At 39.3% G+C, this 13357-nt stretch carries 12 protein-coding genes and 1 pseudogene; 8 read left to right on the top strand and 5 right to left on the bottom strand.

Going from position 1 to position 13357, the window contains the following annotated elements; translation table 11 throughout:
* The first annotated feature begins 97 nt into the window (after positions 1-97).
* The 4 genes and pseudogenes from NSTC731_RS04875 (at position 98) to NSTC731_RS04860 (ending at position 3791) form a co-directional block, all read left to right on the top strand.
* Positions 98-751: a MotA/TolQ/ExbB proton channel family protein gene (locus NSTC731_RS04875; protein WP_445629855.1), complete on the top strand. Its 654-nt coding sequence runs from the start codon at positions 98-100 to the stop codon at positions 749-751.
* A 147-nt stretch (positions 752-898) separates the two neighbouring features.
* Positions 899-1105, top strand: coding sequence for a glycogen debranching protein (locus tag NSTC731_RS04870; protein WP_194046500.1), 207 nt, complete (start codon positions 899-901; stop codon positions 1103-1105).
* Between the two features lie 382 nt (positions 1106-1487).
* A pseudogene (locus NSTC731_RS04865) lies at positions 1488-2047 on the top strand (methylmalonic aciduria and homocystinuria type D protein).
* A gap of 625 nt (positions 2048-2672) precedes the next feature.
* On the top strand, positions 2673-3791 hold the full coding sequence (locus NSTC731_RS04860) for a glycosyltransferase family 4 protein (protein WP_445629854.1): 1119 nt from the start codon (positions 2673-2675) through the stop codon (positions 3789-3791).
* A 351-nt stretch (positions 3792-4142) separates the two neighbouring features.
* Here NSTC731_RS04860 and NSTC731_RS04855 read toward each other — a convergent pair whose 3' ends face one another.
* Both NSTC731_RS04855 and NSTC731_RS04850 read right to left on the bottom strand, forming a co-directional pair.
* Positions 4143-4415 (bottom strand): DUF3143 domain-containing protein, encoded by a 273-nt coding sequence (locus tag NSTC731_RS04855; protein WP_322694563.1) that lies wholly within the window; start codon positions 4413-4415, stop codon positions 4143-4145.
* 31 nt (positions 4416-4446) lie between these two features.
* Entirely contained in the window at positions 4447-4971 is a 525-nt protein-coding gene (locus NSTC731_RS04850) for a J domain-containing protein (RefSeq protein ID WP_445632018.1), read from the bottom strand.
* A gap of 139 nt (positions 4972-5110) precedes the next feature.
* On the opposite strand from NSTC731_RS04850, the gene NSTC731_RS04845 reads away from it, so the two are divergent.
* Positions 5111-5413: a type II toxin-antitoxin system prevent-host-death family antitoxin gene (locus NSTC731_RS04845; protein ID WP_445629853.1), complete on the top strand. Its 303-nt coding sequence runs from the start codon at positions 5111-5113 to the stop codon at positions 5411-5413.
* Here NSTC731_RS04845 and NSTC731_RS04840 read toward each other — a convergent pair.
* Positions 5402-6397, bottom strand: a complete 996-nt coding sequence (locus tag NSTC731_RS04840) for a DnaJ C-terminal domain-containing protein (protein WP_445629852.1) — start codon at positions 6395-6397, stop codon at positions 5402-5404. The genes NSTC731_RS04845 and NSTC731_RS04840 overlap by 12 nt on opposite strands.
* Positions 6398-6538: 141 nt before the next feature.
* Complete coding sequence (gene dnaK / locus NSTC731_RS04835) at positions 6539-8608, bottom strand: molecular chaperone DnaK (RefSeq protein WP_445629851.1); 2070 nt, start codon at positions 8606-8608, stop codon at positions 6539-6541.
* Positions 8609-8934: 326 nt separating this feature from the next.
* On the opposite strand from dnaK, the gene NSTC731_RS04830 reads away from it, so the two are divergent.
* The 3 genes from NSTC731_RS04830 (at position 8935) to NSTC731_RS04820 (ending at position 12377) form a co-directional block, all read left to right on the top strand.
* The gene (locus NSTC731_RS04830) at positions 8935-9783 is read left to right on the top strand and encodes a M28 family peptidase (protein ID WP_445629850.1); all 849 of its coding nucleotides are present in this window, start codon (positions 8935-8937) and stop codon (positions 9781-9783) included.
* A 96-nt stretch (positions 9784-9879) separates the two neighbouring features.
* Positions 9880-11328 carry a site-specific DNA-methyltransferase gene (locus NSTC731_RS04825; protein WP_445629849.1) on the top strand — a complete coding sequence of 483 codons (1449 nt, stop codon included), beginning with the start codon at positions 9880-9882 and terminating at the stop codon, positions 11326-11328.
* Positions 11329-11333: 5 nt separating this feature from the next.
* On the top strand, positions 11334-12377 hold the full coding sequence (locus tag NSTC731_RS04820) for an XcyI family restriction endonuclease (RefSeq protein WP_445629848.1): 1044 nt from the start codon (positions 11334-11336) through the stop codon (positions 12375-12377).
* A gap of 19 nt (positions 12378-12396) precedes the next feature.
* Here NSTC731_RS04820 and NSTC731_RS04815 read toward each other — a convergent pair whose 3' ends face one another.
* Positions 12397-13302 (bottom strand): bestrophin family protein, encoded by a 906-nt coding sequence (locus tag NSTC731_RS04815; protein WP_445629847.1) that lies wholly within the window; start codon positions 13300-13302, stop codon positions 12397-12399.
* Positions 13303-13357 lie beyond the last annotated feature (55 nt).

Below are 13357 nucleotides of genomic sequence, written 5' to 3'. Positions count from 1 at the left end.
TAAAAGTTTCAGAGCAATTCCTTTTGAGAAATGATATCAACTTCGCTCAAACAACGATCTGTTAATCTAGCGTTGTTGAAGAGTTGAAAAATAATAAATGGAAATTAGTAATCTGTTTGCAGCAGGTGGCGTGGTCATGTGGCCTCTGCTGGCATTTTCTTTGTTAGGAGTGGCGCTGATTATCGAACGGATCATCTTTTGGGTAAAGATAAATAATCGGCAAAACAAGGTGGTGCAAGAGGTGCTACACCTTTATCGCCTTGATAATGTAGTTAGTGCTTTAGATAAATTGCACAAAAATGCTGATTTACCCCTAGCTCGAATTTTTTTAGCAGCTTTAGAATTGCAAGAGGCGACACCAGACGAATTTCGTTTGGCATTAGAAAGTGAAGCACAAGCCGAAATCCCTTTACTCAAGCGCTCGCAAAATATTTTTGAGACAATTATTGGTCTTGCGCCTTTGTTAGGACTTCTCGGCACTGTATTAGGATTAATTAACTCTTTTGCTTCTCTGAATATCGGAGATGTGGGAGGTAGTAAAACAACAGGTGTGACAGCTGGAATTAGTGAAGCTTTAGTATCCACAGCATCAGGGTTGGTAGTGGCAATCTTTACACTATTATTTGCCAATACCTTCCGCGGACTCTACCAGCGCCAGATTGCTTGGATTCAAGAATATGGCGGACAGTTAGAATTACTCTACCGTCGTCGCTACGAAAGAGGAGATAAATCATATCCGCCAAATAAATGAAGCAAAACTGGGTAATTGTAAATTAGCAATCAGTAATTGGGATTAGTTCACTATTTGTTACTGAATTTTGCTCTAAAACTTTTGACTCTAATAGTATTCTAAAATGACGAATAGCTTTGTTCGCTACAGTTATTGAGGAAATATTCCATGACTATTTGGGTAAATGAGCAAATCGATCCGTCTGGGATGATTCATGCCTGTATTGCCACTCGTAATGAATCTCAAGCCAAAGATTGCCATGATTCATTTCAGAATAATTTGACTGAGAGGCAAAAAGCAGCAGGTTGGGTGGCACGATTGCGGACAGTCGATTCTTGGGATGAAGTGCCGGTGAATTCTTTAAAACTCAATTAATTGGGTGTTATAGAAATTAGGCTGCATAGCTGAAGTATTTCCTGGCAGACATAATTACTTTTGTTATTTTCTGCTTACTTCAACCTGCTTTGCTTTTTTGGGATTTCGATCTAACATATTTCATCCACGTAGGCGTAGCCCGCCATCGGCATCGCTTGTCTAACACACGCTGCATTTCTGCCAATACCTACAGCGATCGCAGCAAATTCTATGAGAACAGGTTAATAAAGGATAAAATTCGGATTAAATTTCTCAAATTATTATTAACTGCTTCCAAAAAAAGTAACATATTATAGAAAAATGATGATTTTTCTTAACTTTTAAGAGGTATCATCTATACCGGAGATTAAATTAAAAAATTTGTATAAGCCGAATCAATTTAGTGAACTATCCCAAAGTTTACACTTCGGAGCAAGCCTGTCCCATTAATTTAGTTGGCGAAACAGGACAAGCGGTTCAAATTTCAATTCATGCTCCCAGTCAATATATCTGTGCCAACTGCGAACGGATATTACCAGATTGGAAACGGCAGCCATTTTTACGAGTAGTGATTGTCTTACAACAATCGCGTTATCAATTAGTCGAAAAGACACTAGAAGTAGAGTCAGAGAAAGAACGCTTACGAGAAAAGTTTATGAGATTTGGCTGTGATTTAGCATTTAATCTGCGCGATATCGCGGCTATTTAACCGATCTGATTGACCCTCGTACAGGCTATCCCTTACTCTCCCATCCCGGAGCAATTCCTCACGACGACACAGCAGTTGTCAAAGCTTTGCTAAACTATCCGGTAATTAAAAATCAATGCCGTGTGTTAGTTCATCCCGATTGGGGTGCAGCAGTTTATCCTAGTATTTTGATATCAGAAGCTCCCCCAATTGCGATCGAATGGGTTACAAAAGGCGTAGCATCCATGCATGGGTGGAAAGAAATTAATTATTAGTCATTGGTCATTGGTCATTGGGTATGTAAAGACGTATATCAGCACTTGTGTCTCCAAAGAAGTTTTTCTAAGAAGCTAGGATAGTCGAAGTGGTAGTGCGGCTTGTTACTTCTCTCTCATAAGTAGATGCTACGAAGTCAAACCGAGAAGAATGGCTTTTGGTTCCTGTTTGAGTAACATCTCAGGCTGATCGGTAGGTATTTCAAATTGATGATAATTTTACCCAACTACTGTCAGACCAAACTTTTAGCCTGTAGCGAAGAGAATGGTACTTTAGCAGCATCTACGGGAATTATATAACTATAACTATCGGGAAAAATCCTGTTTCCAACTTTCTGCATATAACTGCATATAAGTAGATGGGTGAGAAAATTTATAACTATGGCTGTAGCGAGGATTGCGATTGCAAAGCGTGTCTCGTTGGGACTCAACGAAGTGTTTGCGTAGCGTCTCGTAGAGAAGCGATCGCAGGGGTTTCAAGCTTTTTATATCTCGTTGGATAGTTAGATTTATTTCTGCTTACCTAACTTAGACACCAAGTTGATTCTGAGCAAAGTGAAATACTTGTTTCATAGTTATGCTCAACCACAATTCCCATAAATACAAAATTACCTATACTTGATGTATGAAAATATTAATTCAACACCGTCATTATGATAATGAAATTAGTGGAGTTTTAACTTATATTTATTCTATTATTCCTGAATTGGAAACTAGATTAATTGAAGTTAAAACTATTTCGACCAGACAAGATAATATCGCAAAATGGTTTAGTTATATTGCTTGGGCAGATATAGTACACATGAATTCTAATGACTTATTGTTTACTTTGTTATGTAAACTCTTGCAAAAAAAGATAATTATTAAATATCATTATTCTCTTTATCAATCTACTCATACTAGTTATGAGCAGATGAACTTGACGCAACGTTTAAAAGCTGAATTGAAACACACATTGCCAAAAGCTAATTATCCATTAAAGTGGAAATTACACACTTCGATCAAATGGGCACGGCTAACCACCCGGCTTTCTACTGCCTTCTTAGCCGATTATCATACAGCTTGTAGTAACTTTTTAGGAGAATCTTCTGCTTTTCCTTGGCCAGTTGATACGTTATATAATCCGATTGAAATCAAGTCGGAAAACCAGCTTAAAACTTTAGAAAATTTATCTCAACCATATAATTTTATTTTTGTCGGGAGATTAGCTACAGACAAAGGTGTAGATATTTTATTAAAAGCAGCGCGGATTTTACAAGATGAAAAGCAAGAATTTAAAATTACTATTATTGGCGATGGCGAACAATCTCAGCAATTAAAACAGCTAACGTCTGATTTAGGAATTGCCAACAAAGTTAATTTTTTAGGTAAAGTTCCTCAAAAAGAAGTACTTCTAAAAGTTCAAGATGCTTTAGCTTTAATTGCTCCATCTCGTTGGCAAGATCCAGCACCTTACGTAGTGCAAGAAGCTTCTAGCGTTCAAACCTGCTCGATTGTCTCAAAAATGGGAGGATTGTCAGAAGTAGCAGGGCCGCACAGCCTATTTTTTGAAAATGAAGATGCAGAAGAATTGGCCAAATGTATGCGATATTGCCTAGATAATCCAGATGAAGCAATTAATCGGGGTTTTCAGTCCAGCCAATACGTTGCAGAAAAGTTTTCAGCAGCGCGTGCAGTTAATAGATTACTGGAAATTTGTAGCCAACTTACTACTAAAGCATTGGTAACAAAAGCTGATACATAATTTTTGTTATAGAGCAGCAACCTTGTAACTGAGTTATTAGAAGCTCTACCAGTTAGAATCCCTACTTTTAGGTTTAATCTAATATAGCGTCAGTTCGATGAACCTCTCCCTCCCAGCCTCCCTCTCCGAAACGGAAAGGGAGGAGCAACGAGAAATTACGGTTTTGGCTCCCCTCTCCGTGTCGGAGAGGGGTTGGGGGAGAGGTCAAAAAAGGTCTTGTCGAACTCACGTTAATATAGGACTTACGCACACTCTACGATTCTTCTCTACGAAACGCTATGCGTTGGTGCAAACAGATTACAGATCGGGCGGTTTGATACAATTAAAATCCCATAATACATAAGCACTTCCTTATGGCCCAGAAAACACAGCTTCTTCTACATCATTCCGACTAAGAGAATACTTGAATGAGCGTTGGATATCTTGTCCATTTTCCCCAGATTGGATATATCGCACTACGATTTGCTCAACATCAAGCCATAATTCAGCTTGCCAATTGGGTCGCTGTACACGCCAGCAATGCCTTTGTGTTTCGTCTTGTTGACAGCCTTGGTCTTTTAGCCACTGCTCAATTTGTGGCAGGGGATGATTATATAAAGGAGTATCAGAGGGAAGAAGAGCCATAGGAATTTTTGATTTTGGATTAGGGAATTGTTTAATTTTTAATTATCGGATGAGCAATTAGTTGCGATATATAGCTAATTTGCTGTTGTACAGATGTATTTGGTTGCAGCTCATGGGTTGGGAAAGCAGCCTCGCCACGAGTTAAGCCAATGGCAACTGCTAATAACAGACAACCTACAAATGTTAACACCAGCATAAATAAAGCAAATATTTCGCCAGATGATAAGGGGCGATCGCTCGCATCGAGGTAAGCTGATTTTGACCAGTCATGAGAATGCGAGACGGGATGATTCAAATCAGGGGGTGGTTGAATCACTCCAAAGCGGGAATAGCCAATTTTCAAATCGTAGCTTAATCGGCGTTCTGGATGGCTAAGGGTCGCGTAAGCTTCGTTGATTTGCTGAAATTTGGGAGTGGCGATCGCAGTCGGCAAGTCTGTAGTATCAGGATGATAGCGTTTGCTCAGTTGCCGATAAGCGCGACGAATGTCAATTACCGATGCCCAGGGATGCAGTCCTAGCAGGGAGTAATAAGTTGGTTCGCTGCTTTGTGGCATTGCCCCGTTTTGATTCACATCTGTTTGAGTCACTTTGCTCAAAGATATTTTTTATATTTTAAATCCTTTGTGAATTTCAGAAGACACAGCAGGTCTAGCATCTGATAAAATATCTTAATCAAGCATTTAATTAGATGCGATGCAGATCAAAATTAATCTCGAAAATATTCAAACTCTTACCGATTTTAAGCGCAATGCCAAAGATTACGTAGAGAAGATCAAGGCAACAAAGTCTCCGCTTGTACTAACGGTGAATGGGAAAGCTGAGGTTGTGGTGCATGAAGCGCAAGCGTTTCAACAGATGATAGATGAACTTCAGCGCCTTGAAGAAGAACTGCAAAAACTCAAGTTAGAAGGATTACGCAGTCAGATTGACGTTGGTATTAAGCAACTCGACAGTGGACAGTATACTGAATATAACGACGAGTCACTAACGTATTAAATCAGCACGGGGTTTAAAGGTTTCAATTTGCCGTAACTTTTCGTAAAGCTCCCGTTCTTCTTGACTAATATTTTTCGGTGTAACTATTTGAATTTCTACTAATTGATCGCCACGTTTGCCGGCATCGTTAGGATAACCTTTATTGCCTAGTCGAAATTTTTGACCAGACCTAACTCCAGGAGGGGTGGTCATTTTTACAGGCCCATCAAGAGTAGGTGCTTCTACCTGTCCTCCTAAAACTGCCTCGCTGGGAGTAACAGGTACTTGGCAGACGATATTTAAACCTTCTAGCTTAAATAATCGATGAGGTTCAACGGTAATTTTTAAGTAGAGATCCCCACCACCAACGCCTTGGTTCCGCAAACGGATGGTTTGACCTGTTACCATCCCTGGAGGCATATTAACTTCTAGCGATCGCCCATCTTCCAAACGAATGCGTTCATTACCGCCTTGATAAGCTTTTTCTAGTGGAAGCGTTAATCTGGCTTCTATATCTCGGCGGGTGTTGCGAGGCGGGGGATTAACTGTGTAGGCAACTTTTGTTCTGGGAGAACGGAACGGATCGCTATTATTGCCATTACTGGAGTTATTTGCCGCACTTTTATTTTTAACACCAATAACTTGATTAATAAAGCTTTCAAAGTCGGAGAATTGGCTAGGATCTACATCTTGATTCCCGTTGCGATCGCTAGCGCCACTCTGCCAAGTTTTAGTCTTTGGTGTCTGTTTGTTGCCTGCAAAGCCTTTTTGCTTCCAGTAGCGGCTAAACTGATCGTACTGCGATCGCTTGGCTGGATCGGAAAGAACTTCATAAGCCTCGCCGATATCCTTAAATTTTTCCTCAGATTCTTTGTTACCCGGATTCAAATCGGGGTGATATTGCCTTGCTAACCGTCGATAAACCTTTTTAATTTCCTCAGCAGAGGCATCTTTAGATACTCCTAAAATTTCATAGTAATCGCGAAAGTTCGGCAAATTTTGCATAGTTCAATTATTTAAATTTTAGATTTGAGATGAATTAAAAGTGAGGAGTTATGAGTTAGGAGTTAGGAGTTATGAGTTGAAAGATTTATTTTTAACTCCTGGAAAGACTTGGGTTAATCGCGTCTCTACTCCTAACTTTTCTTATAACCAATCATTGTCTTCTTCATCATCCCAGTTATCTTGGTAGCTGGGGCGGGATTTGCGTGGAGGACGGCTTTCATAAGAGGAAGAACGATTATCGCGGTTATAATCTCTGCCATAGTCTCTGCCATAATCTTTACTGTATGAGTCGCGTTCTCGATATGTATCTCTGGGAAATTCGCGTTCTCGTTCCTTATCACCGCCAGTAAAGATATCACGGATAGTTCCAAACAAGTCATCGTCTTCATCTTCAGCATAAGTCTGGCGGACTTCCCGATTTAGCTCGTAGAGAGCATCTTGTAAGTCGGCGTAGGCTTGATCGATACCGCGATCGCTATTTTCTTGAAGACTCTCCTTCAGTTGTCGGCAAATATTATCAATTCTCTGGCGGCGGCTGCGGGCAAACTGCATACCAAATTCCAGCGCAACTTCCCTTAGTTGTCGTTCTGCTTGGAAAATCAACGCCTCAGAACGAGTCCGCTTTTCTATTCTTTCTTTACGTTCGCGATCAACATCGGCGTATTTTTGAGCGTCTTGAATCATCCGATTCACTTCCGACTCGTTCAAGGTGGAAGCGCCTTGAATGGTGATACTCTGCTCTCGTCCAGTGGTTCTATCTAGGGCTGTTACCTGTAAAATCCCATTAGCATCAATATCAAATGACACCTGAACTTGGGGAATTCCTCGTGGTGCGGGTGGGATGCCGTAGAGCTTGAACCGTCCTAAAGACTTGTTGCTTGCTGCCATTTCCCGTTCGCCCTGGACTACGTGAATTTCCACAGTATTTTGGTTATTTTCAGACGTGGAAAAAATATCAGAACGACGTACTGGGATAGTGGTGTTGCGGGGAATAAGTTTTTTCATCACGCCGCCGATGGTTTCCAATCCCAAAGATAAGGGTGTGACATCCAAAAGCAACACATCTTTGAGTTCGCCTGCAAGAATACCTGCTTGAATTGCTGCACCTACTCCCACGACTTCATCGGGGTTAACGTTTTCGTTCGGTTCTGTACCAATCAAGTCCCGTACAAGCTGCTTTACCATTGGTATTCGTGTAGAACCGCCAACTAACACCACTTCTTCAATGTCTCTAGGTGAAAGTCCGGCATCTTTGAGGGCGCGTTTTACTGGTGTCCGCAATCTTCCCACTAAATCACCACACAAACCTTCAAACTGAGAACGAGTTAAACGAGTTTCGAGATGTTTAGGGCCATCTGCCGTGGCAGTGATGAAGGGTAAATTAATCTCGGTGACACTGACAGCAGAAAGCTCAATTTTGGCTTTTTCCGCCGCTTCCATCAGACGTTGTAAAGCTTGGCGATCGCGTCTTAAGTCTACCTCTTCTGTTTCCAGAAATTGCTCTGCTAACCAATCTACGATTATTTTGTCAAAGTCATTCCCACCAAGTTGCGTATCACCACTGGTAGCTTTGACTTCAAAGATCCCATCACCTACTTCTAATATCGACACGTCAAAGGTGCCACCACCCAAGTCAAATACTAAAATAGTTTCCGTGTCACCCCGATCCAATCCATAAGCCAAAGATGCCGCAGTCGGTTCATTGAGAATCCGCAACACTTCTAAACCGGCAATTCTGCCAGCATCGCGGGTTGCCTGCCGCTGAGAATCGTTAAAATAGGCGGGTACTGTAATCACTGCCCCTGTGACTGGTTCACCCAAATAGCGACTAGCATCGTCTGCCAATTTTTTCAGCACCATTGCCGAAATTTCTTCTGGCGCAAAATCTTTATTCAGACGAGGACAGGCAATCTTAATATTACCTACTTCGTCTTTGCGGATGGTGTAGGGTACACGCTTGGAATCTGCATTTAGTTCGCCATACTTCCGCCCAATGAAACGTTTAACTGCAAAAAAGGTATTTTGAGGATTGAGGACGGTTTGTCGCCGTGCCATTTGCCCAACCACCCTTTCACCTTCTTTGCTGAAGCCAACTACGGAGGGGGTTGTTCGCATTCCTTCTGCATTGGCAATCACCACCGGCTTGCCACCCTCCATAACGGCGACTACTGAGTTGGTTGTACCCAAGTCGATGCCGACTACCTTGCCCATGCGTTACTCTTCTCCTAAAGTGTCTTATATATTTATTATGATTGGGCGGAACTACCTCTAGCTTTGTGCTACAAGATAAAAACACCTCAATGTATAATACTCAAATACTCATCATTAAGGCAGTAAGCTAAGAAGTGCAGCTAGAGGAGATAGTTGCAAGACTAGGATAGCATTGAGACGGTTGGTGTGCCCAAGCAGCCTCAATTCTTGATATCCGCCTATTTCTGTTTAAGTTATCTGCAAATTGGTAAGTTAAACTTAACAACGCTGGCTCTGCTTTTTTGAGTACCTGAAAATTCTCATATTATTGCTACTACTTAAAAGATTTGAATTTAACAGAGCGATTACAGACTTCCCTGAGTGAGATCGCGCGAGAACGCGATCCTTATATGGCAACGGCTGGACATTTTTTTGTCCAAGAATATATCCGCCAGCAATTTTCCCAATGGGGGAGTGTGGAAATCCACACCTTTGAAGTCAGAGGTAAAACTTGTAATAACTTGATATTAAATTTACCATCTCAAGCTAAAAGGCAAAAAAAGGATTTGCCACCTATTTTAATTGGCGCTCATTATGATGGGGTTCCGGGAACAGTTGCGGCTGATGATAATGCTACAGGTGTAGCGGTGTTGCTGGAATTAGCGAGAAAGTTTGCTGCCGAACCTGCGAGATATCCCTTAAGACTGGTTGCTTTCGATATGGAAGAATACGGCTTACTGGGTAGTGCTGATTATGCAGCTTTGTTGCATCAACAAAAGCAACAGCTACGCTTAATGATCTCCTTAGAAATGCTGGGCTATAAGGATTCTACACCTGGTTCCCAAAGTTACCCCCCTCCTCTGGAACGCTTCTACCCAGATACGGGTGATTTTATTGCTTTAATTGGTAACTTGCGGACATTGCCTGACTTAATTGGGATGAGCCGTAATATTCGCAAAGCTGGCGTATCTAGTCAATGGCTACCCGTGCCAAATCGAGGTTTAATAGTTCCCCAAACCAGACTTAGCGATCATGCTCCATTTTGGGATTTGGGTTATTCGGCAATGATGGTGACAGATACGGCATTCTTGCGAAATCCACATTATCACAAAGTTAGTGATGCGATCGCTACTTTGGATTTAGATTTTCTGACTCGTGTATGTGAAGGGTTGGAAATTGCGATTCGGAGTCTATAAAAAGTTAGTAGTTAAGAATGATTAGTGAAAACAATAATAAATAAGTAATAAATATTAATATAATTATCAATTATGTAGATTTTATTCAGTAGTTGAATGCAACTTCAATCATTTTCAAATCAAAGAAACAAGCTTTACGAAAAATTTAAATTAAAGATTCTTCATAATTCTTGTTTAGATAGAACCTTAGTTAGTTACCAGGGTAATAAACAAACTCCATTTTCTTCCTGGTTCAAATATAGAGAAGGATTTTCGGAACGTCTAGTTACCTATCTTCTTCAAGAATTTAAACCAGAACCAGGCGTACTGATAGATCCATTTTCAGGAGTTGGCTCATCTTTGTTTGCTGCAAGTGCGTTAGGGTGGCAAACTACGGGAATTGAACTGTTACCTGTTGGGCTTTTTGCGACACAAGCTCGAATCATCGCTCAGAAAATAGATGTAGATTCATTAAATTTAGAAATTACAAAGTTAAAACAAATCAATTTTCATGACTATTACGATCAATTATTTACATTTAATCATTTAGCAATAACCCGTGGAGCATTTTCTTCCATAAATGAAGAACAACTAGCTGGTTACATATCTTATTGTAAGAATGTTATTCCAAATAAAGATATCAATACTTTATTTATATATGCTGCATTTTGTATTTTGGAGGATATTAGCTATACTAGAAAAGATGGACAATATCTTCGGTGGGATAGTCGTTCAGGTCGCTCAAAGGTAAATAGTAAATTTAATAAAGGAGAAATTTTATCTTTTGAATATGCAATAAATCGAAAACTAAAGCAAATTATATCAGATTTAAATATCAGTCCTGTCCAACTAAATTTATTTAGCGATAATTTACTATTAGAATTGGCAACCACTAAATCTAGTATTATCGAAAACGTAGAACCTAAGCTTTATGAAGGTTCTTGTTTAGAAATTCTCCCAACTATTCAAAAGAATAGTATTGATTTTGTGATTACGTCTCCACCCTATGTTAATAGATATGATTACACTCGCACGTATGCTCTTGAACTTGCATTTTTGGGATGTAGTGAAGAAAAAGTAAAGTATTTACGTCAGCAAATGCTATCATGCACTGTAGAAAACCGTGACAAGCGTAATTACTTAGAAAAATATTATACTGCTAAAAAACGATATCAGGATTTCTTAAAAATAGATTTTACCTTTAAAAATCAGACTGCTTTACAAGAATTATTAATAATATTAGAAAATTATAAAAAACAAGGTAAATTAAATAATGATAACATTGTCAGAATGGTAGATAATTATTTTTACGAAATGTGCTTTGTAATTTATGAATTAGCTCGTATTCTCAAACCAGGTGGTATAGTCGCAATGGTAAATGATAACGTTAGATATGCTGGAGAAGAAGTTCCTGTAGACCTAATTTTATCAGATATAGCAGAGTCTTTTGGACTGAAAACGCGATATATTTGGACATTAGGAAGAGGCAAAGGAAATAGTAGCCAGCAAATGGGAAATCATGGGCGCACAGAACTACGTAAATGCGTTTATATTTGGGAAAAGTAAGTACTGTGCCATTAGATGAAACAAATCTCTTAACTGAGGCGCATCGTATAAATTATCGGTTGCGTTCAACCTTCTTTTATCGCAAGCTTAAGGAATACAAAACGCTATCTTTGCGAACCAAAATTAATGCATTATTACCTGTTAATAATTTATACAAGTGGGAAAATTGGGTAGAATGGGGTATTGGAGAAGAAGCATTTACCTATATTAATGAACATCCAAAGTTGCAACTAATTCAGGTATTTTGCCATCCCAGGTTAATTCGAGAACACTCTTCATTGTTAGCTTACTATCGTAATATTGCAGCACTTTCTCAGAAAGCTGTTAAGTATTTAGCAGCAATTGATGTAAAGAAAATTGAACTCGATCAAGAAAATAAATATCCTCTAGGAGAAGATAGAGCCTTAGCGCTTTCCCGACTTTTTAATGAACATATATCGCTGATAATTGATAGTTCTATAGAAAGTTTGACTGAGGAAGAACTATATGGAATACTACTAGCTTCAACAGGAACACAAATAGACGGTTCTTGGCGTAATGCTATTGGGGAAGAAGCAGAAAAAGTTGTACAGCGACTTCTTATCAAAGAGGTTAAAGAACGCAATCTTCTTGCTGCTTTTATTTCCCGTCAGGGTACAAGAGTTGAAGTATATAATCCTAGCAGACTTGAAGAACAACTAGGAAATATTGAGGATTATCGGGGCGTAATGTTGGCTAATCAAACCTCTATACTTTTTTCTAGTGAACCAGATATTTCACTTTTAAACAATCAAGGTACAACAGTCGGTATAATTGAGATAAAAGGAGGAACTGATCCTGCAGGAGCACTAGAACGTTACGGTGCTGCTAAAAAATCCTTTGAAGAAGTTTTTCGGAGGAACCCAAAGGTTAAATCTATTTTAATCGCCAGTTGTATCACGGCTGAAGTACGCACCCGTATTCAGAATGATCCAATAATATCCATATATTTCAACTTGACAGAAGTACTGAGCGAAGACTCAAGAATATATGACCATTTTGTTAAAGAAGTATTTTCAATATTACAATAATTTATAATGTCTACTTTTATCATATATTTTCTGTGTGCGCTCGCGCATTAGGAGTCAAAGTAATTAAATCGTCAATATTACGCTTCATTGTCTCGCAAATTGCATCTAATGGTAAATCATTAGCGTCATAACCAAAGGGGTTTTCTATCTCTAAGCCAATGGCTTCAATGCCAAACACAGTGAACCCAACCAAAGCAGAAATTAAACCTGTCCACCAACCGAGACTATCTACTATTTGAAATGGTAGCAGAAAGCAATATAGTATCAGCAATTGCTTCAAATGAATAGCATAAGCAAGCGGCATAGGCGTTTTTAAAATCCGTTCGCAAGCACCTAAATTATCCACAAGATTATTCAATAATTCTTGCATAGATGTTAGTTGGTAGCTATTAAGGCAATTACGATTATACTGTTCCTGTAAATAATCTCCTATCCAAAAGGCAACTTCTATAGGGGGATTATTCATAATCTTCAGTTTTATATACTTAGTAGATGGCATTAAGTCTTCTAACTCGCTATTGACAGCTTCTCCTCGCAAATGTAATTTAGTTGTTACCGCAAAAGCTGCCAATAAGTTTAATGCTGTAATTTTCTTATCTTTATCTTCTGGTGAAATTTCATCAACTGATACCCAAATTTGCCGCGCTAGATTTCGGACGTTATTTACTATAGATCCCCAGCATTTTCTCCCTTCCCAAAATCGTTCATAAGCAGTATTTGTCCGAAAGACAAGTAACAAACCTAAAACAATACTAGGAATAACACTTCCTAAAATAGGTTGAGATACAGGCTTGTCAAAATGGTGAAGCAAAGAAATTAAAAATCCGAAAGCTCCACACCATAAAATATGTTTGAAAATTGCTTTCGTCACTGAACCTTTAGGCTGTAGTGCTGTGCGTAACCATTTGATTTTTCCGGTTATCATGTAGTCACCCTAACAAAATATTTATTGACCCGATACACTTAATATTTATTACTTA

It is taken from the genome of Nostoc sp. DSM 114167 (genome assembly GCF_052692655.1).
This window is presented reverse-complemented; position numbering and strand designations above follow the sequence as displayed.

What these genes read in the sequence shown, in the direction of transcription:
- NSTC731_RS04875 (WP_445629855.1), top strand. Translation starts at nt 98, where the DNA reads ATGGAAATTAGTAATCTGTTTGCAGCAGGTGGCGTGGTCATGTGGCCT.
- NSTC731_RS04870 (WP_194046500.1), top strand. Translation starts at nt 899, where the DNA reads ATGACTATTTGGGTAAATGAGCAAATCGATCCGTCTGGGATGATTCAT.
- NSTC731_RS04860 (WP_445629854.1), top strand. Translation starts at nt 2,673, where the DNA reads ATGAAAATATTAATTCAACACCGTCATTATGATAATGAAATTAGTGGA.
- NSTC731_RS04855 (WP_322694563.1), bottom strand. Translation starts at nt 4,415, where the DNA reads ATGGCTCTTCTTCCCTCTGATACTCCTTTATATAATCATCCCCTGCCA.
- NSTC731_RS04850 (WP_445632018.1), bottom strand. Translation starts at nt 4,971, where the DNA reads ATGCCACAAAGCAGCGAACCAACTTATTACTCCCTGCTAGGACTGCAT.
- NSTC731_RS04845 (WP_445629853.1), top strand. Translation starts at nt 5,111, where the DNA reads ATGCAGATCAAAATTAATCTCGAAAATATTCAAACTCTTACCGATTTT.
- NSTC731_RS04840 (WP_445629852.1), bottom strand. Translation starts at nt 6,397, where the DNA reads ATGCAAAATTTGCCGAACTTTCGCGATTACTATGAAATTTTAGGAGTA.
- dnaK (WP_445629851.1), bottom strand. Translation starts at nt 8,608, where the DNA reads ATGGGCAAGGTAGTCGGCATCGACTTGGGTACAACCAACTCAGTAGTC.
- NSTC731_RS04825 (WP_445629849.1), top strand. Translation starts at nt 9,880, where the DNA reads ATGCAACTTCAATCATTTTCAAATCAAAGAAACAAGCTTTACGAAAAA.
- NSTC731_RS04815 (WP_445629847.1), bottom strand. Translation starts at nt 13,302, where the DNA reads ATGATAACCGGAAAAATCAAATGGTTACGCACAGCACTACAGCCTAAA.